We start from the raw sequence: 25,513 nt of genomic DNA, 5'->3' as shown, positions 1-25,513 counted from the left end.
GCCGGCCTCGTCATGGACGGGCCGGCTCGCCCTTGAGCCGGGTTCGAGGGGATCGCCATGAGCGCAAGCGAACTAAAGCGTCCGAGCCAGCTGTTCCGGAACCTGAGCGCAAAATTCGCCTCGGTGCCGATGATCCTGACCGCAGTCGTCATCTTCGTTGGCGGGACGGCCTGGACCGTCCTCTATTCCTTCACCAATTCCAAGCTTCTGCCGCGCCTTACCTTCGCCGGTGTCAGCCAGTACGAAAGGCTCTGGGCAGCGCCCCGCTGGCAGGTTGCGGTCGAAAACCTTGCGATCTATGGTCTGCTATCTCTCGTCTTTTCGCTGGCGGTCGGGTTCCTGCTCGCCGCGCTCATGGATCAGAAGATCCGCTTCGAAGACACGTTCCGCACCATCTTTCTCTACCCCTTCGCGCTGTCCTTCATCGTAACGGGGCTGGTCTGGCAGTGGCTGCTCAATCCCGATTTCGGCGTTCAGGCAGTGGTGCGCGGGCTCGGATGGGAGAGTTTTTCGTTCGATCCGCTCTACAATGCCGAGATCGTCATCTACGGCATCCTGATCGCCAGCCTCTGGCAGGGGACAGGCCTTGTCATGTGCCTCATGCTGGCCGGACTGCGCGGCATCGACGCCGAAATCTGGAAGGCGGCGCGCATCGACGGCATCCCGACCTGGAAGACCTATCTGTTCATCGTCATCCCGATGATGCGGCCGGTCTTCGTCACCACCCTCGTCATCATCGCCGCCAGCATCGTCAAGGTCTACGACCTGGTCGTGGCGCAGACCAGCGGCGGCCCCGGCATCGCCTCGGAAGTGCCGGCCAAATACGTCTACGACTACATGTTCCACGCCCAGAACCTGGGTCAGGGTTTTGCCGCCTCGACCATGATGCTGCTGTCGGTGGTCATCGTCATCGTGCCGTGGGCCTATCTCGAATTCGGCAGGAGGCGCCGGCATGGCTGAGCATCTTCTGCGTACCATGCCCGACCTGTCCGTCAGCCCTGCCTCGGTAGGCCATGTGGATGCCTTTGTCGGCCCCCATGGTCCGAAACCACGCCGCGCCTTCTCGCGCCGCAACATCTTCATCTACGGCACGCTGGCCGTGGTCGCGGTCTACTATCTCCTGCCGCTCTACGTGATGGTGGTGACCTCGCTGAAGGGCATGCCGGAAATCCGGCTCGGCAACATCTTCTCGCCGCCGGTCGAGATCACCTTCGAACCGTGGGTGAAGGCCTGGTCCAGCGCCTGCACCGGGCTCAACTGCGATGGGCTGTCGCGCGGCTTCTGGAACTCGGTGCGCATCACTGTGCCCTCGGTGATCCTGTCGATCGCCATTGCCTCGGTCAACGGCTACGCGCTTGCCAACTGGCGCTTCAAGGGCGCCGAGATCTTCTTCACCATCCTCATCGTCGGCGCCTTCATTCCCTACCAGGTGATGCTCTATCCGATCGTCATCGTGCTGCGTGAGATCGGGCTCTACGGCTCGCTGTGGGGGCTGGTGCTGGTGCACACGATCTTCGGCATGCCGATCCTGACGCTGCTGTTCCGCAACTACTTCGCCTCGTTGCCGGAGGAGTTGTTCAAGGCCGCGCGCGTCGACGGCGCCGGCTTCTGGACGATCTATCTGCGCATCATGCTGCCGATGTCGCTGCCGATCTTTGTCGTTGCCATCATCCTGCAGGTGACCGGCATCTGGAACGATTTCCTGTTCGGCGTCGTCTACACCAAGCCCGACACCTATCCGATGACGGTTCAGCTCAACAACATCGTCAACGCGGTCCAGGGCGTGAAGGAATACAACGTCAACATGGCGGCAACGCTGCTGACCGGGCTGGTCCCGCTCGTCGTCTACTTCGTCTCCGGCAAGCTTTTCGTCCGCGGCATAGCCGCCGGAGCGGTGAAGGGATAGGGTCATGACCAGTGTTGTTGTCCGCGACGTCTCGCTCAGCTTCGGCGTTTATGACGTTCTGAAGCAGCTCAATCTCGACGTGCCCGAAGGCGAGTTTCTGGTCTTGCTCGGTCCCTCCGGCTGCGGCAAGTCCACCCTGCTCAACTGCATCGCCGGCCTGCTCGATGTCTCTGAAGGGCAGATATTGATCAAGGGCAAGAATGTCACCTGGGAGGAGCCGAAGGACCGCGGCATCGGCATGGTGTTCCAGTCCTACGCGCTCTACCCGCAGATGACGGTGGAAGGAAACCTGTCCTTCGGCCTGAGAACGGCGGGCATGCCGCGCGACGAGATCGCAAGGCGCGTGGCGCGAGCCGCCGAGATCCTGCAGATCGAGCCGCTGCTCAAGCGCAAGCCGGCGGCACTGTCAGGCGGCCAGCGCCAGCGCGTGGCAATCGGCCGGGCGCTGGTGCGCGACGTCGACGTGTTCCTGTTCGATGAGCCGTTGTCCAATCTCGACGCCAAGCTCCGCTCGGAACTGCGCGTCGAGATCAAGCGGCTGCACCAGAAGCTCGCCAATACGATGATCTATGTCACCCACGACCAGATCGAGGCGATGACGCTGGCCGACCGCATCGCGGTGATGAAGGGCGGCGTGATCCAGCAGCTCGACGCGCCGCAGGTCATCTACAACCGCCCGGTCAACCGCTTCGTCGCCGGCTTCCTTGGCTCGCCCGGCATGAACTTTCTGGATGGCGAGATCGAGGGTGGCGCCGAGCCGGCTTTCGCGGCAACGGGGGCAACGATCCCGCTCGGCCGCTATGGCTTCGGTAGTAGCCCCGGCCACGGCAAGGCCGTGCTCGGCATCCGCCCCGAACACATTGCACTTGGCGCAGCGGCCAAGGCCATGCCGTTCTCGTGCGATGCGAGCGTCGAGCTCGTCGAGCCGATGGGCTCGGACACTTTGGTCTGGACGAAACTTGGCGGTCAGAGCTTTGCCTTCCGCGTCGAAGCCGAACGCCATCTCCACACCGGCGACCAGCTCTACATCGGCTTCGATCCGGCGCGCGCCTCGCTGTTCGACGGCCAAAGCGGCAACCGCATCTGACTTTTTCCTTCCTCCAAACCGGACAACAAAGATGGACTGGTCATTCCAACTCTACAGTGCCCGCAACTACCAACCCTGGGACAAGGTGCTGAAGGCGCTCGCCAGTGTCGGCTACAAAGAGGTCGAAGGCTATGGCGGGGTCTACGAGGACCCGCAGGCGTTTCGCGCCCTGCTCGACCATAACGGTCTTTCCATGCCGAGCGGCCATTTCGGCATCGACCTGCTTGAAAACGATTTCCCGAAGGCCGCCGACATTGCCGCCACCCTGGGCATGAAGCTAATCGCATGCCCCTACCTTGAAGCCGCGGATCGTCCTGTTGATGCCGAGGGCTGGCGCGCCTTCGGCCGACGCCTCGCTCGGATCGGAGAAAAGGCAAAGGCGGCTGGTTTTGATTTTGCCTGGCACAACCACGATTTCGAGTTCGTGGCTCTTCCCGGCGGGCTGGTGCCGCAGCGTCTCATCCTGGAAGCTGCACCCGATATCGGCTGGGAGATGGACGTCGCCTGGGTGATCCGGGGCGGCGCCGATCCGCTGCCCTGGATCGATGAATTCGGGGCGCGCATCATGGCCGCCCACGTCAAGGATATCGCGCCGCAAGGGCAAGCGACCAACGAGGACGGCTGGTCGGATGTCGGCCACGGCACGGTCGACTGGGCTGGGCTGGTGGCTACGCTGCGCAAGCGCACGCCGGCCAAATATTTCATCATGGAACACGACAACCCCGCCGATTTCGAGCGCTTCGCGCGCCGTTCGATCGCAGCCGCCAAGACCTTCTAGGAGCAATAAATGGCAAGGAAACTCGGAGTCGGGGTGATCGGCTGCGGCAACATCTCGAAGACCTATTTTGCCCGCGCGCCTGAGTTCAAGGGCATCGAGATGCGCGCCTGCGCCGACATCAACATGGATGCGGCCAAGGGGCGGGCAAAGGAGTTCAATCTCCGCGCCGAGACGGTCGAGGGGCTGCTGGCGTCAAGGGACATCGACATCGTCGTCAACCTGACGGTGCCGGCGGTCCACTACGAGGTGTCGAAACAGGCAATCGACGCCGGCAAGCATGTCTATTCGGAAAAGCCCTTCGTGCTGGCGATCAAGGACGGGCTCGACCTCAAGAAGCGGGCCGAAAAGAAGGGCCTGCGCATCGGCTCGGCGCCCGACACCTTCCTCGGTGGCTCGCACCAGCTGGCGCGCCACCTGGTGGACAGCGGCAAGCTCGGCAAGATCACCTCGGGCACCTGCCATGTGATGAGCCACGGCATGGAACACTGGCACCCCAATCCCGACTTCTTCTTCCAGCCGGGTGGCGGGCCGATCCTCGATCTCGGACCGTACTACATCGCCAATCTGGTGCAACTGATCGGGCCGGTTTCCCGCGTGGCGGCGCTGTCGTCTATCCCGGCCAGGGAGCGCACCATCTCGTCCAAGCCGCGGGCCGGCGAAAAGATCCCGGTGACCACGCCGACCACCATCCATGCGCTGATGGAGTTCGAGAACGGTGCCGTCTTCACCTTCAATTCGAGCTGGGACGTCTGGGACCATGACCATGCGCCGATGGAGCTCTATGGCGAGGCCGGTTCGCTGCACATGCCCGATCCCAATTTCTTCGGCGGCGAGCTGCGCTACACCAAGGGCGACAAGCCGGTGAAGAGCCTGCCGAAATGGGACCACCCCTTCGGCGTGCCCAACGAGAAGCACAGCCATGGCATGATGGCCAACTACCGTACGGCGGGCCTCGCCGACATGGCGCTGGCGATCATGCAGGGCCGGCCGCACCGCTGCTCGCTCGAACTCGCCAACCATGTCATCGACATCATGACCGGCATCCTGAAGTCGGGCGAGACGAAGAAGTTCGTGGAAATGCAGACCACCTGCGAGCGGCCGGAGCCGCTGGGACCCGCTGCCGCAAGGGGGCTGATGGCGAAGGTCTAGCGCGGCAGGGGTAGTGACAGGTGATGGTACAACCAAGTATTGAGGGGCGAAGCACCATTGCCGGGCACCCCCACCCCGTTTTGCATGTCGCGTGGCGACATGCTTCACGACCCTCCCCACAAGGGGGGAGGGTGATGCGGCGGCGGCGCCACGCCTAATTCTGAAGGACCTGATATGTCTTACGCGCCCGCCCCAAACCGTTACGAAAACATGGTCTACAACCGCTGCGGCAGGTCGGGCCTCAAGCTGCCAGCCATTTCGCTCGGCCTGTGGCACAATTTCGGCGACGACACCCCGCACAAGACCAAGCGCGCCATCTGCCAAAGGGCTTTCGACCTCGGCATCACCCATTTCGATCTGGCCAACAACTACGGCCCGCCGCCCGGCTCGGCCGAGACGGCTTTCGGTGAAATCCTGCGCACCGACTTCGCCGGCCTGCGCGACGAGATGATCATTTCGACCAAGGCCGGCTACGACATGTGGCCCGGACCCTATGGCGAGTGGGGCAGCCGCAAATATGTGCTGGCGAGCCTCGACCAGAGCCTCAAGCGCATGGGGCTCGACTATGTCGACATCTTCTACTCGCACCGCTTTGATCCCGACACGCCGCTGGAAGAGACGATGGGCGCGCTCGACCACGCCGTGCGTTCCGGCAAGGCGCTCTATGCCGGCATTTCCTCCTACAACGCCCAGCGCACGCGTGAGGCAGCCGACATCCTGCGTCAGCTCGGCACGCCCTGCCTGATCCACCAGCCGAGCTATTCGCTGATCAATCGCTGGGTCGAGGATGACGGATTGCTCGACGCGCTGGACGGCCTCGGCATCGGCTCGATCGTCTTCTCGCCGCTGGCCCAGGGCATGCTGACCGGCAAGTATCTCGGCGGCGTGCCGGAAGGTAGCCGTGCGTCGCAGGGCAAGTCGCTGCGCCCGGCCTTCCTCAACGACAAGAACCTCGCCAATATCCGTGCGCTGAACGCCATCGCCGAGCGGCGCGGCCAGACGCTCGCCCAGATGGCGCTGGCCTGGGTGCTGCGCGGCGGCCGCGTCACCTCGGCGCTGATCGGTGCCAGCCGTCCCGAGCAGGTCGAGGATTGCGTCGGCGCGATCAAGAACCTCGCCTTTAGCGATGCCGAACTGGCCGAGATCGATCAGCATGCCCGGGACGCAGATATCAACCTCTGGGCCCGCTCGTCCGAGCGCGAGGGTCCGGCACGGCAGAAGAAGTAGGCGGTTGCCTGCTCCCCATTTGCAGCGGGGAAACCGTCGATCAGGATACCCCCACCCCTGACCCCTCCCCACAAGGGGGAGGGAGACCAAAGTGGCGGGGCCATCTGGCGCTGATCTTCAGTGAAATTGGGCGGCGAAATCGTCCCCCTCCCCCTTGTGGGGAGGGGTTAGGGGTGGGGGTAGAGGACCCAATCCCGGGGGCTCCTGCCGGGCCACCGCCGACATTGTCTTTGTCGGCGGTACGCGCTAGCAAATCGCTGGGCCAATCGCCATCTTGAGGCGATGTGCTATCGCCGGAGGCTTCTGGCGGGAAAGGTGAAGGCGCAAGGATGGCGGCGCGGGCTACGCTGACAAAGAACCAGCAGAAGGTTCTGGACAAACTCGAAGCGGCGAGCGGGCCGCTCAGCGCCTACATGCTGCTCGACCAGCTGCGCGACGACGGTTTTCGCGCGCCGCTGCAGGTCTATCGCGCGCTCGAAGCACTGATGAAGGATGGTTTCGTCCACCGCCTCGAGAGCCTGAACGCCTTCGTTGCCTGTTGCGAACCGCACGACCACAGCCACCACAACCATCGCATGACCGCATTCGCCATCTGCGACACCTGCGGCCAGGTCACTGAGATTTCCGACGAGCTGATCGGCAAGCGTCTCGACGACTGGGTCGGCGCGACCGGCTTCGTCGCCAAGAAGGCGGTCATCGAGTTCCGCGGCACCTGCGCGAAATGCTCAGCACTCGCCGCCTAAAGCATTTTGCAGCCAGACGGAATCGTCTGGCGTCGCACAAACGCGGCTAGGAAAACGAGTAGAGCGGTGGAATTGCATTCGTCAGAATGCCCGCCGCTCTAGCGCGCCGTCGAGAACGCGAACCAGATCGCGACCGCTGCCAGCAGTGCCGACAGCGCGCGCCGCGTTACCTTCTCGATGCGCGCGTCGTTGAGCAGCGGTTCGAGCCGGCTGGCGAGCACCACGATCAGCGCGTGGATGGCGGTTGCCACGGCCACATAGACGGCGGTGAGCGCCGTCGTCTGCGGCAGCATGGGCTGGCCGGTCACGACGAAGGTCGGCAGCACCGCGACATAGAAGATCGCGGCCTTCGGATTGAGCAGGTTCGTCAGCAGCCCGCGCGTGAAGTAGCGGCGGTCGGCATCCTTGGCCGTGGCCGCAACATCCGCTTCGCCCCTCCAGCCCTCGAAGGCAAGGAACAGCAGGAACAGCACGCCGGCCCAGCGCAGGAGTTCGTAAAGCAGGTCCGAGGCCTGGATCAGTTCGGCGACGCCGAGGGCTGCGACCACGCCCAGGACGGCGAGGCCGAGCGCAATGCCGGCCACCGTGGCGAAGCCGGCGCGACGGCCTTCGCCGGCCGATACCAGGGCCAGATAGGTCATGTTCGGCCCCGGGGTCAGTTCGATGATCAGCGCGGTGAACGCAAACGTGATGAGCGCCGGCATGTCCGACGATGTCGGCAGCTCCATTTCAGTGCGCTTCGTCCCAATTGTCGGCGGCGTGCGCATCGACATGTAGCGGCACCGACATCGAAACCGCCGGCATCGCTGCATTCTCCATGACGTGGCGCACGACCGGAATGGTCGCCTCGACTTCGCTTTCTGCGGTTTCGAAGATCAGTTCGTCGTGGACTTGCAGCAGCATGCGCGCCGAAAGCTTCGCCTCGGCGAGTGCACCCTCCATGCGGATCATGGCGCGGCGGATGATGTCGGCGGCCGTGCCCTGCAGGCGGGCATTGATCGAGGCGCGTTCGTTGAAGGCCCGCACCGACGCGTTTGGCGAGCGGATCTCCGGATAGTGGATGCGCCGGCCGAAGATGGTCTCGACGTAGCCGTTGTCGCGGCAGAACGCCTTGGTCTCCTCCATATAGGCGCGGATGCCGGGGAAGCGTTCGAGGTACTTCTTGATGTAGTCCGAGGCCTCCTCGCGCGGGATCGACAGCTGGTTGGCGAGCCCGAAGGCCGAGATGCCGTAGATGATGCCGAAATTGATCGCCTTGGCGCGGCGGCGTATCTCCGACGGCATGCCTTCCACCGGCACCGAAAACATCTCGGACGCCGTCATGGCGTGAATGTCCACGCCATCGGCGAAGGCCTGCTTGAGTTGGGCGATGTCGGCGACATGGGCAAGCACGCGCAGTTCGATCTGGCTGTAGTCGGCCGAGATCAGCTTGTTGCCCTTGTCGGCGACGAAGGCGGTGCGGATCTTGCGGCCTTCCGATGTGCGGATCGGAATATTCTGCAGGTTGGGGTCGGACGACGACAGCCGCCCGGTGGTGGTGGCGGCCATCGCGTAGGAGGTGTGGACCCGCTTGGTCTCCGGATTGATGAAGCCGGGCAGCGCGTCGGTATAGGTGGACTTGAGCTTGGTCAGCTGACGCCAGTCGACGATCTTGCGCGGCAGTTCGTGGCCGGCGGCTGCGAGGTCTTCCAGCACCTGCGCCGAGGTCGACCACTGTCCGGTCTTGGTCTTGGTGCCGCCGGGCAGGCCCATGCGGCCGAACAATATGTCGCCGAGCTGCTTGGGCGAGCCGATGTTGAATTTTTCGCCGGCCAGGGTGTTGATCTCGTCCTCGAGTCTGGCTGCACCTTGGGCAAGCTCGCCCGACAGACGCGAAAGGATCTGCCGGTCGACGGAGATGCCGCGCTGTTCCATGCGGGCGAGCACCGGCACAAGCGGCCGCTCCAGCCGCTCGTAGACGGAGACCATGCCCTTTGCCGCGAGGCGTGGCTTGAGCACGCGCCACAGCCTCAGCGTCACGTCGGCATCTTCGGCGGCATAGGCGGTGGCCCTGTCGATATCGACCTGGTCGAAGCCGACGAAATTCTTGCCGGAGCCGGCGACGTCCTTGAAGGCGATCGGCGTGTGGCTGAGCCACTTCTCCGACAGCGGATCCATGCCGTGGCCGCCATTGGTGCCGCCGTCGAGCACGTAGGACAACAGCATGGTGTCGTCGAACGACTTCACCTCGACGCCATAGCGGTTCATCACCACCATGTCGTATTTCAGGTTTTGTGCGATCTTGAGCACGGAGGCGTCTTCGAGCAGCGGCTTGAGCGCGGCAATCGCCTCGCGCACCGGGATCTGGTTATCCACCAGACCGCCGCCGAGCAGGTCGTCGCGGCCGCTCTTGTGGCCAAGTGGCACATAGGCGGCGCGGCCCGGCGCCGTGGCGAGCGAGAAGCCGACCAGTTCGGCCTGCATCGGGTCGAGCGAGGTGGTTTCGGTGTCGAAGGCAACGACGCCTGCCTCGGCGGCCTCATTCACCCAGGCCTTCAGCGTCGCGAGGTCGCGGATGGCGATGTAGGCGCTGGTGTCGATCTTCTCCGCCACCGCCGCTTCGGCGCGCTGGGCGGCGAGGGCGGCGGGGGTGTCGCCTTCCGACGCGGCCACTGCTACCACCGCGCTTGCCGCGACGTCGCTTGCCTGTGCGCCTGTCTTTGCTGCCGCCGCAGCATCTGGCGTCGCCGATGGAGCTGCACCCGCGCCGACATCAGGACCATGGGCAAAGATGCCATGTTCGACGGTCACCGATGCCGGCTCAATCTCGCCGGCGTCGGTACCGGTTGCCTCGGCCACGCGGCGCGTCAGCGTGGTGAATTCCATCGCCTTGAGGAAGGAGATCAGTCGGGGGCCGTTCGGCGGCTGCAACTCGAACTGGTCGAGGCCTTCCGCCACCACGACGTCGTTCTTGAGCCGTACCAGCTCGCGCGAGATGCGCGCCTTGTCGGCATTATCGATGATGGTCTGGCGGCGCTTGTCCTGCTTGATCTCGGACGCCCGTGCCAGCAGCGTATCGAGATCGCCGAACTGTTCGAGCAACTGCGCAGCCGTCTTCGGCCCGATGCCGGGAACGCCGGGCACGTTGTCGACCGAGTCGCCGGTCAGCGCCTGCAGGTCGATCATCTTCTCGGGCGGCACGCCCCACTTTTCGATGACCTCGGGAATGTTGATCTCGCGGTCCTTCATCGGGTCGTACATCGACACGGTCTCGCCGACGAGCTGCATCAGGTCCTTGTCGGACGAGATGATCGTGGTGTCGGCGCCGGCCTCACGGGCGAGGCGGGCATAGGTGGCGATCAGGTCGTCGGCCTCAAAACCTTCCATCTCGATGCAGGGGAGGTCGAATGCCTTGGTGGCATGGCGGATCAGCCCGAACTGCGGGACGAGGTCCTCCGGCGGGGCCGAGCGGTTGGCCTTGTATTCGGGGTAGAGCTCGTTGCGGAAGGTCTTCGAAGAATAGTCGAAGATGACAGCGAAATGGGTGGGCGTGACCCCGACATCGGTGTTGCGCGCGTCCTGCATCAGCTTCCACACCATGTTGCAGAAGCCGAGCACGGCATTTGTCGGCAGCCCGTCTGATTTGCGGGTCAGCGGCGGCAGCGCGTGATAGGCGCGGAAGATGTAGCCGGAGCCGTCGACAAGGAAGAGATGATCGCCTTTTTTCATGGTGATACGGGTAGCGCGGAGCCGATAAACTGTCCATGGCGAAGGTCCGGCTTGAGGCCGCTCGCCCCCAGCCAACTGACAATTCCAGCCGTTCACGCCCATGTTACAAAACTGTAATGTTCGTGCCCTTGAATCGCCACGTTCCCCGCTACAAATAACGGTCATCGGCAGTTTTTGCCGAAGTCCGGTCTCAGGCCCGTCCCCCGCCTATCCGGACCCTGCGGCAGCCTCATCCCCCTCTCCGGGCTGCCGCACCGTTTGAAGATGTGCCGCCGTGGCTACCCCTCCACCACGGCGGCACTTTTTTTGTCGGCAGCATCGCTGTCTGGACCCTCGGGTTGGCCGCTGGCCCAATCTTGCCGGCTTTTCGTTTTGCCTTTCGGCCACTAGTTTGCGCCTCAGAAGAATCGAAAGGCACCCAAATGTCCGCTGTTGCACCCGTTCTCGATCGTCTCGACAAGAATCTCGACCAGTCCCTGGAGCGCCTGTTCGGCCTGCTCCGCATCAAGTCGATCTCCACCGACCCGGCCTTCGCCGCCGACTGCCGCAAGACCGCCGAATGGCTGGTCGCCGATCTCAAGTCGATCGGCTTCGAGGCGAGCGTCCGCGACACGCCGGGCCATCCGATGGTCGTCGCCCATCACGAGGGGCCTGCCGGCACGCCGCATGTGCTGTTTTACGGCCACTACGACGTGCAGCCGGTCGATCCGCTGAACCTGTGGGAAGACGATCCCTTCGATCCCAAGATCAAGGAGATCGAGCCGGGCCGCAAGGTCATCACCGGCCGCGGTTCCTCCGACGACAAGGGGCAGCTGATGCTGTTCGTCGAGGCGTGCCGCGCCTGGAAGGAAGTGCATGGCACGCTGCCGTGCGAGATCACGCTGCTGTTCGAGGGCGAGGAGGAGTCCGGCTCGCCGTCGCTCAAGCCCTTCCTCGAGGCCAATGCCGAAGAGCTCAAGGCCGACTTCGCCATGGTCTGCGATACTGGCATGTGGGACCGCGAAACGCCTGCCATCTGCGTCGGTCTGCGCGGGCTGGTGGGCGAGGAAATCACCGTCAAGGCGGCCAGCCGCGACCTGCATTCGGGCGAATATGGCGGTGCGGCCGCCAATCCGGTCCGCATCCTCGCCAAGGTGCTCGCCGACATCCACGACGAAAATGGCCGCGTCACCATTCCTGGCTTCTATGACGGCGTCGAGGAGACCCCGTCCCAGGTCCTGAAGTCGTGGGAAGCGCTGGGCGAGACGGCGGAAAACTTCCTCGGCGAGATCGGCCTATCGATCCCCTCGGGCGAGAAGGGCCGCACGGTGCTCGAACTGGTCTGGGCGCGCCCGACTGCCGAGTTCAACGGCATCATCGGCGGCTATACCGGCCAGGGCTTCAAAACGGTGATTGCGGCGGAAGCTTCCGCGAAGGTGTCGTTCCGCCTGGTCCACAAGCAGGACCCGGACAAGGTCCGCGCCGCTTTCCGCGAGTTCGTCAAGGCGCGCATTCCGGCTGACTGCAGTGTCGAATTCCACGAGCATGGCGGCTCGCCGGCAATCCAGCTATCCTATGACTCGCCGTTCCTGTCCAAGGCCAAGGACGCGCTGTCCGATGAGTGGAGCAAGCAGGCCGTGATGCTCGCCATGGGCGGCTCGATCCCGATCGTCGGCGATTTCCAGACCTTCCTCGGCATGGAATCGCTGCTGGTCGGCTTTGCCCTGCCTGACGACCGCATCCATTCGCCGAACGAGAAGTATGACCTCACCTCGTTCCACAAGGGCCAGCGCTCCTGGGCGCGGATCCTCGACGCCCTGACCCGCAAATAGTCAGGTTTCTATTGATTTTTGCTCCGATCGCGGCGAGTGAGAGGCACGCCGCGATCGGAGAAGACCATGACCATCCGCTTCCACAAGCACGACCTGCCCGACCTCCAGCACTATGATGTCGAGGCCGTTGCCATCGACACCGAGACGCTCGGGTTGAACCCGCATCGCGACCGGCTCTGCGTCGTCCAGATTTCACCCGGCGACGGCACCGCCGATGTCATCCAGATCGCGCCCGGGCAGAAGAAGGCGCCGAATCTCACCGCTCTGCTGAAAAACCGCAAGGTGACGAAGCTGTTCCATTTCGGCCGCTTCGACATCGCCGTGCTCTACAACGCCTTTGGCGTCATGGCTGAGCCGGTGTTCTGCACCAAGATCGCCTCGCGTCTGACCCGCACCTACACCGACCGCCACGGCCTCAAGGACATCTGCAACGAGCTTCTGGGCGTCAGCCTTTCCAAGCAGCAGCAGTCGTCCGACTGGGCCGCCGAAACGCTGTCTCCCGAGCAGCTCGAATACGCGGCCTCCGACGTGCTCTACCTGCATCGGTTGCGTGACGTTCTGGCCGGCCGGCTGGAACGCGAGGGTCGCACCAGGGAGGCCGAAGCCTGCTTCCGCTTCCTGCCGACGCGCGCCAAGCTTGACCTGATGGGCTGGGACGAAGAAGACATTTTCGCCCACAGCTGAGGCTTGGCCCTTGCCCTGATGATGGAACGATAGGGTCGGCTGGCCGTTTTGGGTGCATTGCTTGAAGAAAGGATGCACCTGATGGCTTCGACCCGCGATGAGATCAAAACCGAACTCGAAGATCAGGTTGCCCATCTGACCAGGCAGGTGGCGTCGCTGACCAAGGCGATGTCGAAGCGCAGCGCAAATGCACTTGCCGACGGGCGCGAAAGCGCTGCAGAACTCTACGAAGAATTTCACGACCGCATTGCAGAGGCGATGCCGGCTGTGCGCAGGCAGGCGCGTGTCGCGCGCAAGGCCGCTCACGACAATCCGGTCGCCACTGCGCTTGTCGGCGTGGCGCTGCTGGGGCTGCTTGTCAGCCTGATTGCCCGGCGTTGACCCGATTGCGCCGTTCGGCGTTGCCTGTCGGGCCGGACTGTATTTGCAGCTCAATAGGGGAACTGGATGGCTACCAAGCGACCCATCGCCACCGCGCCGAAGGACGGCTCCAAGGTCATGGTCTTCTGGACTGATCGTGACGGGCAGGAAAACGAGTCGATCGCCCAATATCGTTCGCTCGCGCGCCTCAAGGCGGCCGGTGGGCAGTGGGACGAAACCGACGAGGGCTGGTGGGCCTATGTCGACAGCGACACCCAGAAGCGCATCGACCCGCACTCCTGGTCTGCCCCCGGCGATGACGACGACGAGGACGAATAGCCCGGCGACATGGCGTTGGCGGCGGGCTTTGTGGCTCGTTTCGGCAGCGCAACATACTCCCAACGGACAATTGCAATCTACGCGAGAAGTCGGCTTAGAGTGCAACGAAGGGCGGATTGATTCGTGGCATAGCGTTTCGCAGAGGCCGGCCGTCCCGACCGAGAGGGCAGGGTGGATCTGGAGAGCGCGGGCGATCGGGACTATGCTGGCGCAGTGGCCGTCAAGGGCGACGGATTCGGGCAAAGTGCAGCTCTCGCCACCTCGATTCCATCCTTGCGGTTCGACACCCGGGACTTGCCGGTCGAACATCAGTTCGAGGCCTGGCGAGCATTCCACGCCTCGGTGCTCGATGCCACGCTGAGCCCGGAGGCCAGGCAGGGCTTCGTCTTCGAGCAGAAGGTGTGGAACCTCGGCAGCTTGGCCTTCACGTCGGCACGCATGCCGGGACGGCCGGTGCCGCGCCAATGGCGGCACATCCGCAAGGATCCGCTTGACCACTGGTGCCTGGTGCTACCCGAAAGCGCCATGCATGCGGCGCAAGCCGCCGGTGCTCCGCCGCGTCAGGTTCATATCCGCTCCCTTGGCCGCCCCTATGAAGGGGCAGCAGCCGATTCCAGCGTTTCGACGGTGTTCATTCCGCGTGATCTCTTGCGCCCCATTGCCGGAGTGCTCGACGCGCATCCCGGCACGCTGGAGCCGACGGGCATGGGCGGCCTGCTTGCCGATTTTTTGATCTCATTCGAACGGCGCCTGTCGACCGTCTCGGCCGACGAAATGCCGAGCTATGTCGAGGCGATGCGGGCAATGCTCTCGGCCTGCCTGGCGCCGACCTCCGATCGTGTCGCCGAGGCGCAGGGGCAGATCGCTGCGACCATGCTCGAACGCGTGCGGCAGTTGGTCCATCAGGAACTCTATTGCCCCGAACTCGGGCCGGATATGATTTGCCGGCGGCTGGGGCTGTCGCGTTCCAGGCTGTATGTCCTGTTCGAGCCCCTGCACGGCGTGGCGCGTTACATCCAGCGCCAGCGACTTCTTGCCGCCCACAAGGAACTGTCGGATCCGGCCATGGCGCGCAGCATCGGACAGATTGCCGAACGGCTGTGCTTTTCCGATTCTGCGACCTTCAGCCGGGCATTCCGCAACGAGTTCGGCTGCTCGCCGAGCGACGTCAGGGCCACCGCGGCCGGAGGCACCATGCCGACGCCGGCGCGGTTGATGCTGCCGATGATGAACCAGACGGCACATCTAGGCGAGATCCTCCAACATTTGCAGATTTGATCGCCAACGGCGCTGCAGGCGGCGACGATCCGCGGGAATGGGCGTATTGTCGGGGGTTCTAGCCAGGGAGCGAGACCATGGCCGAGAAATCCGACAAAGATACGCATGAATTCATGGTCACGGCGGTCGAGCCGGCCCGCGACGACAAGCTGGATGGCGTTGCGCTGACACTGGTCGATGTGCGCGGAGGGCGCGTGCGCCTGCACATGCACACCGACATCGCCAAGATGTTGCGCTCGCGCATTTCAACCGAACTCAGCAAGACGATGGGGCCGTGAGCTTCGGGCGGCGGCTTCTGCAATCGCACTCTGTTCCAGATTTACCGGGGAACACAAAGGGTTGCACTTAACGCCCCCTTAAATCGCCGCATTTACTGTCCAACCGGAACGCCATTGGCATGGGGGCCGGACAGACGGATATGGCGAACCGGAGAGACAGACGCATCGAGCCCAGTTTCGATGGACCGCAGGACCATGCGGAGGACGACGTCTTTTCGGTGTGCGATGAAGATCGCGTCGTGCCCAGCCGCCGCAAATCGACTGCGAAGCGCAAATCGTCCAAGGCCCGCGCGCCGGAGCGCAGCCGGGGCCGGGGCAAGAAACGTCGCGGCATGTTCGGCATGTTCGGCCGGCTGGTCTATTGGTGCTTCGTTCTGGCCATCTGGGGCGGTATCGCCGCTGCCGGCATCGTCATCTATTACGGCGCCAAGATGCCGAGCGCCACGACCTGGGCAATCCCGGACCGCTCGCCGAACATCAAGGTCGTCGGCGTCGACGGCCGGTTGATCGCCAATCGCGGCATGACCGGTGGCGAAGCAGTCGGCCTGCACGAGATGTCGCCCTATATTCCCCAGGCGGTCATGGCGATCGAGGACCGTCGCTTCTATTCGCATTTCGGCGTCGATCCGATCGGTCTCACCCGCGCGCTGTTGCAACGCGTGCTGAGCGGGCGCTTCACCCAGGGCGGCTCGACGCTGACCCAGCAGCTCGCCAAGAACCTGTTCCTCAAGCCCGACCGGACGCTCGAGCGCAAGGTGCAGGAAGTGCTCTTGGCCTTCTGGCTGGAGCAGAAGCACACCAAGGACCAGATCCTCGAAATGTATCTCAACCGGGTCTATTTCGGCTCGGGCTCCTACGGCGTGGAAGCGGCCTCCAGACGCTATTTCGGCAAGTCCGCGCGCGACGTCTCACTGGCCGAGGCGGCACTGCTGGCGGGTCTGCTCAAGGCGCCGTCGCGGCTGTCGCCGGCGCGTGATCCCAAGGCGGCGGAGGCCCGCGCCCAGCTGGTGCTCGGCGCCATGCGCGGGGAAGGCATGATCGGCGAGAAGGAACTGGCGAGCGCGATGAGCGCGCCGGCGACCCGCGCCGCCGCCTTCTGGACCGGGTCCGAAAACTACGTCGCCGACCGCGTCATGGAGGAACTGCCCGGCCTGATTGGCGAGGTGCGCTCCGACATCATCGTCGACACGACCGTTGACATGACCTTGCAGGACCTGGCCGAAAAGTCGATCCGTCGCCTGATCGACGAGAACGGCCAGAAGCTTAATGTCAGCCAGGGCGCGCTGGTGTCGATCGACAATTCAGGCGCGGTACGTGCCATGGTCGGCGGCTACGACTATTCGACCAGCCAGTTCGACCGCGCCTCCGAGGCGCGGCGCCAGCCGGGCTCGGCCTTCAAGCCCTTCGTCTTCCTGGCCGCCATGGAGCAGGGCCGCACGCCCGATAGCATGCGCAACGACGCACCGATCAAGATCGGCAAATGGACACCGGAGAACTACAACGGCAAGTATTTCGGCCGTGTCACGCTCAAGACCGCACTGGCCAAGTCGCTGAACTCGGTCGCGGCCCAGCTAGCCATGGAGGTCGGTCCCGATGCGGTCGTCGAGGCGGCGCACCGCATGGGCATCGAGTCCGATCTGCAGCCAAATGTCAGCATCTCGCTCGGCACCTCCGAGGTGACGCCGCTTGAACTGACGGCAGCCTATGTGCCTTTCGCCAATGGCGGCTACCGGCCCGAAGTGCACATGATCCGGCGGGTGACATCAGCTGATGGCAAGGTGCTCTACGAAAGCACGGCCGGGGGCGGCCCGCGCGTGATCAGCCCCGAAGTCGTCGGCATGATGAATGCCATGATGACCGGCGCGGTCGAGGAGGGCACAGCCAAGAAAGCCGCTTTCGCCTGGCCGGCTGCCGGCAAGACTGGCACCAGCCAGAATTCGCGCGATGCATGGTTCGTCGGCTATACTGCCAACCTTACCACCGGCGTGTGGTTCGGCAACGACGATGGCAAGCCGATGAAGAAGGTCACCGGCGGTGCGCTGCCAGCACTTGCCTGGCACGAGTTCATGGTCGCAGCCCATGAGGGCGTGCCGGTGGCGGCACTGCCCGGCTCCTGGACGTCGCAGCCCGCAGCACCCGAAATTGCCGTCGAAAACCAGCCACTCGGCGAGAACGCCTTTCCCCAAGCACCGCAGCCGGCCGGCCAGGCTCGCCCGGCCGTCCCACTGGGCAATGGTGGTGTCTTACCGCGTCAGGAATCGCCGACCGCCTCGATCCGCCGGCCGGTGCCGCCGGCCGATGTCGGCGGGCCGGTCCAGCGACGCGAAACGTCGATCCTCGACGTGATTCTGGGCAGGTAGGGCTTTTCGCTTCCAGCGCCACTTGATGGAGAACGCTGCCGCCGGTTCAGCCGGCAGTCAGGATTTCTTCGATTTCGGAGATGGTGTGTTTGGTCAGCGTCTTTGGAATTTCGGCAGTAATCCTGCTGTCGACTTCCTTGTGCAGCTTCTTGCGCAATTCGCCGAGCACCAGCGGCGGCGCCACGAGCACGAGCTCGCTGAACGCGTCGGCGTGGGCGTATTTGTAGAGAAGTGCCGCGATCTCGTCGGCAAAGCGCTCCTTGGCGATCCGGTGCCAGTCGGTTTCCTCCACTGCGCTACGGCGGACCGACATGCCCTCGCCGTAGCGGCCGGGCCGGTCGGTGCCCTGTTCGTGGGTGGGCGGGTTCTCCTGCTCCAGTTCGCGCACCACCTCGAGGTTGGGGAATTTGGTGTCGCCCTGGTTCTTCAGGAACAGTGCCTTTTCGCCATCCGCCACCATCACCCAGATATCATGCTTCAGCCTGATCTCGGTCATCTCGGTCTCCTGTCATGGCCGGTTGGCGTCGCCGCCGACTGACGGCACATGGAAGAACGCGGCCTGTGCTCCGATTGTTCCCGGATGAGCCGGAACCGCGTTTCCTTTAATTTCTATAAAATTAGTAGAAATTAGAATGTTGTCGCGAAAGGCCCTCAGGGCACCAGGCGGCGGTCTCCCTTGCCCGCTTCGGATCGGTTGCCGAGATCGGGACTTCCTAACTGGCTTTCGCCCGCGAATTTCATGATGTCTGGGTGGTGCCGGGTCCAATCTGGCAGGTCCTCGTTCAGGCAAGGCCCGAACGGCGCGGAAAAGTGGTTTCGAGCCGGAGGAAGAAAATTTTTCCCTGGCCGCAAAAGCCAGGCGAAAACCGATTGCCTGCCATCTTTGCCGGCGCGAGTGCGTTCCTTCTGAGGCGCGGCAACGGGGGATAGAAATGGCGGGTGTTCCGGAGCCCGCGTGCCATGACCGATACCCAGCCCAAGCTGAACGCCTTTCCCATCTTCCTTCGGGTCGAGGGCGAAGCCGTGGCCATTGTCGGCGGCGGCGACGAAGCGCTCGCCAAGGCGCGCCTGCTCGGCCAATCGAGTGCCGAAATACGGATCATTGCCGATAATGCCGAACCGGCGCTTCGCGACTGGATCGCCGCTCATGGTGCTGTCCGCATCCATGCCGCCTATGAAGCATCGTTGATCGAAGGTGCGGTGCTGGTGTTTGCCGCTACTGGAGACGTAGAACTCGACCGCCGCATCGCCGGGGACGCCCGTCGGCTCAGCGTCGCCGTCAACGCGGTCGACCGGCCCGAATTGTGCGATTTCTTCACCCCGGCACTGGTTAACCGTGCGCCGGTGGCCGTCGCCATCGGCACCGAAGGTGCGGGGCCGGTGCTCGCCCAGATGATCCGCGCCCGCATCGATCAGATGCTGTCGCCGCAGATTGGGGCATTGGCAACGCTTAGCGCCAGCTTCCGCAGTGCGGTCGAGCGGCTCTTGCCCAGGGGCGAGGTGCGCCGCGGCTTTTGGCGCGAATTTTTCGAGGGTGTTCCGGCACGTGCGCTGGCGAGAGGCCGGCTTGCCGAGGCGCATGATGCGGCGACGGAGCTGCTGCTGAACGGCGGCGCTGTCAGGGGCCACGTCGCGCTGGTCGGCGCCGGCCCCGGTGCCGAGGATCTCTTGACGCTGCGCGCCCATCGCCTGCTGATGGAAGCCGATGTCATCGTCCATGATGCACTGGTGCCCGAGGCGGTCATATCAATGGGCCGCCGCGACGCCAAGCGCCTGTCGGTCGGCAAGCGCAAGGGCTGCCACTCCAAGACGCAGTCCGAGATCAATGACCTGCTGGTGCAACTGGCGCAGGCCGGCAAGCGCGTCGTGCGCCTCAAGTCGGGCGACCCGCTGGTCTTCGGCCGTGCCGGCGAAGAGATGCAGGCGATGCGCGATGCCGGCGTCTCCTACGAAGTAGTGCCGGGCGTGACCTCCGCCTTTGCCGCCGCCGCCGATTTCGAGCTGCCGCTGACGTTGCGCGGCGTGAGCTCTTCGATGGTCTTCACGACAGGCCATGACCTCAAGGGCGGCTCGCTACCGGACTGGGCCAGGCTTGCCATCTCGGGCGCGACGGTTGCCGTCTACATGGGCCGTTCGGTCGCCGCCGATGTCGCTGGTCGCCTCATCGATGCGGGGCTCTCGCCCGATACGGCGGTTGCCGTCGTCGAGAACGCCAGCCTGAAAAACCGCCGCCGTTTCCATGGAACGCTCGCTGACCTGCCGTCGCTCGAAGCGCGCGGCGACCTGACCGGCCCAGTGATGACGATCATCGGCGATGCGGTGGCGGGGGCCAATTTCGAACTTTCCGAGCCGCTTGCGGCGCTTAGGCATCACGAGGCGGCGATCGCCGCCATGGAAGGACAAGGGGCATGAAGATCCTGACCGCCAACCGGCTGATCGACGGCGAGGCCGTGTGGTTCTCCGCTGCCAGCACCTGGGCCGAGACCATCGACGGCGCCGACATCGTCTCCGACAAGCTCGGCGAGGCGCGGCTCGAAGCCATCGGCAAGGCCGCGCATGACAACAACGAAGTGGTCGACGTCAACCTGATCGACGTCGCCGTCGTCGGGGGCGTCATCCAGCCGTTGCGTCTGCGCGAGGTGATCCGCGCAGCCGGCCCGACAAACCGCCTCGACCTCGGCAAGCAGGCCCGGCCTGCCGCCGGCGCCGCCTGAAGACAGACCGGAAGACGACCATGTACCGCTACGACGAGTTCGACCATGATTTCGTGAAGGCCCGCGTCGCCGAGTTCAGCGACCAGGTGGAGCGCCGCCTTGCCGGCGAGATCACCGAGGACCAGTTCCGCCCGCTGCGCCTGATGAACGGCGTCTACCTGCAACTGCACGCCTACATGCTGCGCATCGCCGTGCCCTACGGCACGCTGAATTCGCGCCAGCTGCGCATGCTCGGCCACATCGCCCGCAAATACGACAAGGGCTACGGCCACTTCACCACGCGCCAGAACATCCAGTTCAACTGGCCGGCCCTGTCGGACATTCCGGCGATCCTCGCCGACCTGGCCTCGGTCGAGATGCACGCCATCCAGACCTCGGGCAACTGCATCCGCAATGTCACGGCCGACCATTTCGCCGGGGCTGCCGCCGACGAGGTCGCCGACCCCAGGCCCTATGCCGAGATCCTGCGCCAGTGGTCGTCGGTGCATCCGGAGTTTTCGTACTTGCCGCGCAAGTTCAAGATCGCGGTGACCGGTGCGGCGCGTGACCGCGCCGCCATCCAGACCCACGACATCGGCCTGCATCTCAAGAAGAACGACAAGGGCGAGCTCGGCTTTGCCGTCTATATCGGCGGCGGGCAGGGGCGCACGCCGATGGTCGCCAAGAAGATCCGCGACTTCCTGCCGGAAGAGCACCTGCTGTCCTACACCACGGCGATCCTGCGCGTGTACAATCTCCATGGCCGCCGCGACAACAAGTACAAGGCGCGCATCAAGATTCTGGTCCACGAGACTGGCGTCGAGGAAATTGCCCGCCAGGTCGAGGCCGAGTGGCAGGCACTGAAGGACGGCGAGCTCAAGCTGCCGGGGGCCGATGTCGCCGCGATCCAGGCCTATTTCGCGCCCCCTGCACTCGCTGCCCGGCAGGAAGGCGACGAGGTCCTCAAGCTTGCGCGGCTCGATTCCAAGAGCTTCGGCGAATGGCTCGACCAGAACGTCTTCACCCATCGCAATCCTGACTATGCGGCGGTGACGATCTCGCTCAAGGCCATCGGCGAGGCGCCGGGCGACGCCAGTGACAGCCAGATGGAGGCCGTGGCCGACATCGCCGAAAAGTACGGCTTCGACGAAATCCGGGTCAGCCACGAGCAGAACCTGATCCTGCCGCATGTCGCTCGCGCCGACCTCAAGGCCGTCTACGACGCGCTGGTGGCGATCGATCTGGCGACGGCCAACTCCAACCTGATATCAGACATCATCGCCTGCCCGGGGCTTGACTACTGCGCGCTCGCCAACGCCCGTTCGATTTCGGTGGCGCAGGAGATTTCGCACCGCTTCGCCTCCCTCGAGCGCCAGCGCGACATTGGCGAACTCAAGCTCAAGATCTCCGGCTGCATCAACGCCTGCGGCCACCACCATGTCGGCCACATCGGCATTCTCGGCGTCGAGAAGAAGGGGGCCGAACTATACCAGGTGACGCTCGGCGGCTCGGCCGACGAACACACCTCGGTCGGCGAGATCATCGGCCGCGGCTTCGGCCCGGAAGAGATCACCGACGCCATCGAGACCATTGTGGAGACATACCTGCAGATCAGGCGCGATCCTTCGGAGAAATTCCTCGACGCTTATCGCCGCGTCGGCCCCGCTCCGTTCAAGGAGGCGCTCTATGCTAGCGAAGCCAAGGCAGCCTGACGCTGACGGCGAAGCGCAGGTTCTGGCCGAGGCCGCCGCTCTCGATGCGCTCTACGGGCACCTGACGCCTCAGGAGATCATTGCACGTGCGGCGACCGAGCGCTTTGCAGGCGAAGTTGCTGCTGTCTCCTCTTTCGGCGCGGATTCGGCGGTATTGTTGCACATGATCGCCAAGGTCGACGGCAAGCTGCCGGTGATCTTTCTCGACACCGGCAAGCATTTCAGCGAGACGCTTGACTATCGGGATGCGCTGGCGGCCGACTTCGGCTTGACCAACATCCGCGTCATTGCGCCAAACGAGGCTGCGCTCGCCCGGATCGACCCGTCGGGCGACCTGCACCAGACCGACACCGACGCCTGCTGCGACGTGCGCAAGGTCGAACCGATGGCCCGTGGCGTCGAGCCGTTCCGTGCCTGGTTCACCGGCCGCAAGCGCTTCCAGGCGGCGACCCGTGCCGCCTTGCCGGTGTTCGAGCAGGTCGGCCCGCGCTTTCGCATCAATCCGCTCGCCCGCTGGACGACGTCTGATCTCGCCGACTACATGCGCAGGCATGCCCTGCGGGAGAACCCGCTGGTGGCCTACGGCTACTTGTCGATCGGCTGTTTCCCCTGCACGCAAGCCGTCAAGCCGGGCGAGGACGCCCGCAGCGGTCGCTGGGCCGGGCAGTCCAAGACCGAATGCGGCATCCATCTTTCCGGCCTTGAGCAGTCGCTGACCGACGCATCCCTCTAGGAATTTTGCAAATGACCCACGCGACCAACGACAAAGCCGTGCGCCTGTGGACACCGGGAGGTTTCAGCGAAGACGAATGGACGCACGCCGAGAGCGCCGATGCACTGTCGGGTAACGGCCGTTTCATCCTGCCGTTGCATACCTTCCTTGAACTCGATCCCGAGCAGCGCAAGTCGGCACGCGAGCGCCTTGGCGTGCTGCTGCAGCCGGGCGACCAACTCGATGCCATCACAGGCCTGCTGGATCAGCTATCGCTGGTGGCGCTCGCCTTCCCGGCTTTCAACGATGGCCGATCCTTCTCCAAGGCTGAACTACTGCGTAGCCGGCACGGTTTCACCGGTGCCGTGAGGGCGACGGGGCAGGTCCTGGTCGACCAACTGCCGCACATGCTGCGCGTCGGCTTCGACGAGTTCGAAGTGTCGCATCCGGTCCTGCTGAAGCGCCTGGAGGCCGGGCAGGCGGGTGGCTTGCCGCTCTACTATCAGCCGTCGGCAAAGGCTGCCGCGTCCAACGGCAGAGGCGCCAGATATGCTTGGCGGCGTGCCGCGGGAGCGTAAATGTCAGTTCGATTTTTGCGATTGCGACGGCTGCTCGCTGTCGTCGAGCCGATCGAGCAGGTTGAGCAGCTTATCGGGTAGCGAGCTTTCGACGCCAAAGGCCGGGAACGCGTGCAGCAGGCGCATGTTGGTTTCCGACATGAGCTTGCGCTGGACGTCAGCGGTCGTGCCCGATATCGGCCTGTGCTTGTTTCGACTCGTCATGTCGAGGATCCTTTCCCATAAAAACGCTCGCCACGCGGGGATGGTTCCGCCAGGTCGCCGTGCAGCCGTGGCCCGCAGTCAGGATAAGGACAGGGGTGGAAGCTGCCACTTCCCTAGGGATTCGGCCGCCCCTTGATTTTTGAACCCCAAACCTCGATATCGGACGGAACTTCAAACCGTACAGAACAACGGGAATTTGTGATGAGCGACCAGGCAAAAGACGAACGCACGCCCGACGAGACGGCGACTGTCGAGGCCCAGGCCGAAAAGATCGAAGGCGGCGTCGAAGGTGACTATGAAGCCCTCGTTCGGCTGCTGAAGGAAAACGAAGAACTGAAAGATCGCGCCTTGCGCGCTGCGGCCGAGATGGAAAACCTCCGCCGCCGCACCGCGCGCGACGTGCAGGATGCGCGCGCCTATTCGATGGCGAATTTCGCCCGCGACATGCTTTCGGTGTCCGACAATCTGCGTCGCGCCATCGAGGCGGTAACCGACGAGGCCAAGGCTGCGGGCGGCGCGGGGCTGGCAAGCCTCCTTGAAGGAGTCGAGGTAACCGAGCGCGCGATGCTTACGGCTCTCGAGCGCCACGGCGTGCGCAAGCTCGAGCCGCAGGGCGAAAAGTTCGATCCGAACTTCCATCAGGCCATGTTCGAAGTGCCGAACCCCGATGTTCCGGCCAACACCGTCGTGCAGGTCGTGCAGTCCGGCTACACCATCGGCGACCGCGTCCTGCGCCCGGCCATGGTCGGCGTCGCCAAGGGCGGCCCCAAGCATGTGGCCGATGCGCCCACGGAGCCGGGCCCGGTCAACGTGCAGGCTGAGAAGGACGCCTGAGCAGCGAATGGTGAATGACAGCGAATAGGGAGTAGCTGATAGCGAGTAGGGAATAGAAATTTGGCTGCTCTGGCTTTGACGCCGGACGCTGCTATGTTCCGTCTCTATTCGCTACTCACTATTCCCTATTCGCTCGCTCCATGAATCCTTTGCAATATCTCGACTATGCCGGCGTGGCGGTGTTTGCCGCGACGGGCGCGCTTGCCGCCTCGCGCAAGCAGCTTGACGTCATCGGCTTCCTGTTCCTGGCCAGTTTCACTGGCATCGGCGGCGGCACCGTTCGCGACGTCGTCCTTGGACTGCCGGTATTCTGGGTGGTCAACCCTGATTATGTCCTGGTTTGCGCCGCCATTGCGGTGCTCGTCTTCTTCACCGCTCACCTGGTTGAATCCCGCTACAAACTGCTGCTCTGGCTCGATGCACTTGGGATGTCGGCCTATGCGGTGCTCGGTGCCGCCAAGGGCCTTGCCGCCACCGGCTCGCCGACGGTCGCCGTCGTCATGGGCCTGCTAACCGCCACGTTCGGCGGCATCCTGCGGGATCTGCTCGCGGGCGAGCCTTCGGTGCTGCTGAAGCCGGAAATCTATGTCTCGGCGGCGATGACGGGCGCCGGGGTCTACACCCTCGCCGAGTTTGCCGACCTGCCGCCGGAGGTCGCGGCCATCGTCGCTTTCATTTCCGCCTTCATGGTGCGCGGCGGGGCGCTAAAGTTCGGCTGGACATTTCCCGCTTACCGCAGCCGACCGGGCAGGCGGCCTGAGGATATTCCGTGACAAGGGATGTAACTGTCGTGGGTAGCAGCGCTCGCCGTTTCAGGCGGCGAAGCGCTGCGCTTCCCCGCCGTAATAGTTGATGTAGCGGGCGCCGATCTCCTTGACCGGCATGACCACGAAAACGTCAACCGTGCCGAAATTGTCGTCGATGACGCAGCCGTCGCCGATCCTGGCGCCGACGCGCAGATAGCCTTTCACCAGGGGCGGCATTGCCCCGATCGCCGCCTTGGGGTTGACCGCCTCGATCGGCATCAGGTCCATCTGGCGATAGCGTCCCGCCACCGCACGTACGTCCCAGT

At 64.2% G+C, this 25,513-nt stretch carries 25 protein-coding genes; 21 read left to right on the top strand and 4 right to left on the bottom strand.

The genetic code is table 11. The features are described 5' to 3' along the window. The first annotated feature begins 57 nt into the window (after positions 1–57). The 7 genes from ABSY17_RS22065 (at position 58) to ABSY17_RS22035 (ending at position 6,890) form a co-directional block, all read left to right on the top strand. Complete coding sequence (locus tag ABSY17_RS22065; protein ID WP_378945544.1) at positions 58–960, top strand: carbohydrate ABC transporter permease; 903 nt, start codon at positions 58–60, stop codon at positions 958–960. A 16-nt stretch (positions 961–976) separates the two neighbouring features. Further along, a complete protein-coding gene (locus tag ABSY17_RS22060; RefSeq protein WP_378952953.1) occupies positions 977–1,906 on the top strand; it encodes a carbohydrate ABC transporter permease in 930 nt (309 codons plus the stop codon). 4 nt (positions 1,907–1,910) lie between these two features. Next, positions 1,911–2,993, top strand: coding sequence for an ABC transporter ATP-binding protein (locus ABSY17_RS22055; RefSeq protein ID WP_378945541.1), 1,083 nt, complete (start codon positions 1,911–1,913; stop codon positions 2,991–2,993). A gap of 31 nt (positions 2,994–3,024) precedes the next feature. Then, positions 3,025–3,771 carry a sugar phosphate isomerase/epimerase family protein gene (locus ABSY17_RS22050; protein ID WP_378945538.1) on the top strand — a complete coding sequence of 249 codons (747 nt, stop codon included), beginning with the start codon at positions 3,025–3,027 and terminating at the stop codon, positions 3,769–3,771. Positions 3,772–3,780: 9 nt separating this feature from the next. Then, positions 3,781–4,920 carry a Gfo/Idh/MocA family protein gene (locus ABSY17_RS22045; RefSeq protein WP_378945535.1) on the top strand — a complete coding sequence of 380 codons (1,140 nt, stop codon included), beginning with the start codon at positions 3,781–3,783 and terminating at the stop codon, positions 4,918–4,920. Between the two features lie 174 nt (positions 4,921–5,094). Beyond that, a complete protein-coding gene (mgrA, locus tag ABSY17_RS22040) occupies positions 5,095–6,147 on the top strand; it encodes an L-glyceraldehyde 3-phosphate reductase (protein WP_378945532.1) in 1,053 nt (350 codons plus the stop codon). A 329-nt stretch (positions 6,148–6,476) separates the two neighbouring features. Further along, complete coding sequence (locus ABSY17_RS22035) at positions 6,477–6,890, top strand: Fur family transcriptional regulator (RefSeq protein WP_378945529.1); 414 nt, start codon at positions 6,477–6,479, stop codon at positions 6,888–6,890. A gap of 98 nt (positions 6,891–6,988) precedes the next feature. On the opposite strand, the gene ABSY17_RS22030 is transcribed toward ABSY17_RS22035, so the two are convergent. Beyond that, on the bottom strand, positions 6,989–7,618 hold the full coding sequence (locus ABSY17_RS22030; protein WP_378945527.1) for a LysE family translocator: 630 nt from the start codon (positions 7,616–7,618) through the stop codon (positions 6,989–6,991). A 1-nt stretch (position 7,619) separates the two neighbouring features. After that, entirely contained in the window at positions 7,620–10,598 is a 2,979-nt protein-coding gene (gene polA / locus ABSY17_RS22025; RefSeq protein WP_378945525.1) for a DNA polymerase I, read from the bottom strand. Between the two features lie 422 nt (positions 10,599–11,020). Between polA and ABSY17_RS22020 the strand changes: the two genes are divergently transcribed. The 7 genes from ABSY17_RS22020 (at position 11,021) to ABSY17_RS21990 (ending at position 17,708) form a co-directional block, all read left to right on the top strand. Next, entirely contained in the window at positions 11,021–12,409 is a 1,389-nt protein-coding gene (locus ABSY17_RS22020; RefSeq protein ID WP_378945522.1) for a dipeptidase, read from the top strand. Positions 12,410–12,475: 66 nt separating this feature from the next. Then, entirely contained in the window at positions 12,476–13,093 is a 618-nt protein-coding gene (locus ABSY17_RS22015) for a ribonuclease D (RefSeq protein ID WP_378945519.1), read from the top strand. Positions 13,094–13,174: 81 nt separating this feature from the next. After that, on the top strand, positions 13,175–13,474 hold the full coding sequence (locus tag ABSY17_RS22010) for a hypothetical protein (protein WP_378945517.1): 300 nt from the start codon (positions 13,175–13,177) through the stop codon (positions 13,472–13,474). Between the two features lie 66 nt (positions 13,475–13,540). Next, positions 13,541–13,792 carry a hypothetical protein gene (locus ABSY17_RS22005; protein WP_378945514.1) on the top strand — a complete coding sequence of 84 codons (252 nt, stop codon included), beginning with the start codon at positions 13,541–13,543 and terminating at the stop codon, positions 13,790–13,792. Between the two features lie 171 nt (positions 13,793–13,963). Continuing rightward, the gene (locus ABSY17_RS22000; RefSeq protein ID WP_378945511.1) at positions 13,964–15,070 is read left to right on the top strand and encodes a helix-turn-helix domain-containing protein; all 1,107 of its coding nucleotides are present in this window, start codon (positions 13,964–13,966) and stop codon (positions 15,068–15,070) included. Between the two features lie 77 nt (positions 15,071–15,147). Continuing rightward, positions 15,148–15,348, top strand: coding sequence for a hypothetical protein (locus ABSY17_RS21995; protein ID WP_378945509.1), 201 nt, complete (start codon positions 15,148–15,150; stop codon positions 15,346–15,348). Between the two features lie 140 nt (positions 15,349–15,488). Further along, a complete protein-coding gene (locus ABSY17_RS21990; protein ID WP_378945506.1) occupies positions 15,489–17,708 on the top strand; it encodes a transglycosylase domain-containing protein in 2,220 nt (739 codons plus the stop codon). A gap of 46 nt (positions 17,709–17,754) precedes the next feature. On the opposite strand, the gene ABSY17_RS21985 is transcribed toward ABSY17_RS21990, so the two are convergent. Further along, positions 17,755–18,204: a host attachment protein gene (locus ABSY17_RS21985; protein WP_378945503.1), complete on the bottom strand. Its 450-nt coding sequence runs from the start codon at positions 18,202–18,204 to the stop codon at positions 17,755–17,757. 464 nt (positions 18,205–18,668) lie between these two features. Here ABSY17_RS21985 and cysG point away from each other — a divergent pair, with 464 nt between their 5' ends. Genes cysG through ABSY17_RS21960 form a run of 5 tightly spaced genes read left to right on the top strand, consistent with a single transcriptional unit; the run spans position 18,669 to position 23,403 of the window. After that, positions 18,669–20,120 (top strand): siroheme synthase CysG, encoded by a 1,452-nt coding sequence (gene cysG / locus ABSY17_RS21980; protein WP_378945500.1) that lies wholly within the window; start codon positions 18,669–18,671, stop codon positions 20,118–20,120. Continuing rightward, positions 20,117–20,422, top strand: a complete 306-nt coding sequence (locus ABSY17_RS21975; protein ID WP_378945498.1) for a DUF2849 domain-containing protein — start codon at positions 20,117–20,119, stop codon at positions 20,420–20,422. The genes cysG and ABSY17_RS21975 overlap by 4 nt, the downstream gene beginning before the upstream one ends. Positions 20,423–20,442: 20 nt before the next feature. Next, the gene (locus ABSY17_RS21970) at positions 20,443–22,113 is read left to right on the top strand and encodes a nitrite/sulfite reductase (protein WP_378945495.1); all 1,671 of its coding nucleotides are present in this window, start codon (positions 20,443–20,445) and stop codon (positions 22,111–22,113) included. Beyond that, positions 22,088–22,846 (top strand): phosphoadenylyl-sulfate reductase, encoded by a 759-nt coding sequence (locus tag ABSY17_RS21965; RefSeq protein WP_378945492.1) that lies wholly within the window; start codon positions 22,088–22,090, stop codon positions 22,844–22,846. The genes ABSY17_RS21970 and ABSY17_RS21965 overlap by 26 nt, the downstream gene beginning before the upstream one ends. Before the next feature lie 11 nt (positions 22,847–22,857). Beyond that, positions 22,858–23,403 (top strand): DUF934 domain-containing protein, encoded by a 546-nt coding sequence (locus tag ABSY17_RS21960; protein ID WP_378945490.1) that lies wholly within the window; start codon positions 22,858–22,860, stop codon positions 23,401–23,403. A 3-nt stretch (positions 23,404–23,406) separates the two neighbouring features. On the opposite strand, the gene ABSY17_RS21955 is transcribed toward ABSY17_RS21960, so the two are convergent. After that, the gene (locus ABSY17_RS21955) at positions 23,407–23,607 is read right to left on the bottom strand and encodes a hypothetical protein (RefSeq protein WP_378945487.1); all 201 of its coding nucleotides are present in this window, start codon (positions 23,605–23,607) and stop codon (positions 23,407–23,409) included. A 201-nt stretch (positions 23,608–23,808) separates the two neighbouring features. On the opposite strand from ABSY17_RS21955, the gene grpE reads away from it, so the two are divergent. Next, entirely contained in the window at positions 23,809–24,441 is a 633-nt protein-coding gene (grpE, locus tag ABSY17_RS21950) for a nucleotide exchange factor GrpE (protein WP_378945484.1), read from the top strand. A gap of 140 nt (positions 24,442–24,581) precedes the next feature. Continuing rightward, positions 24,582–25,214: a trimeric intracellular cation channel family protein gene (locus ABSY17_RS21945; protein WP_378945481.1), complete on the top strand. Its 633-nt coding sequence runs from the start codon at positions 24,582–24,584 to the stop codon at positions 25,212–25,214. Positions 25,215–25,513: the final 299 nt, after the last annotated feature.

It is taken from the genome of Mesorhizobium sp. ANAO-SY3R2 (assembly GCF_042466635.1).
In the GTDB taxonomy this organism is placed as follows: domain Bacteria; phylum Pseudomonadota; class Alphaproteobacteria; order Rhizobiales; family Rhizobiaceae; genus Aminobacter.
The sequence above is the reverse complement of the archived record's forward strand: the minus strand, read 5'-3'. Positions and strand labels throughout refer to the sequence as shown.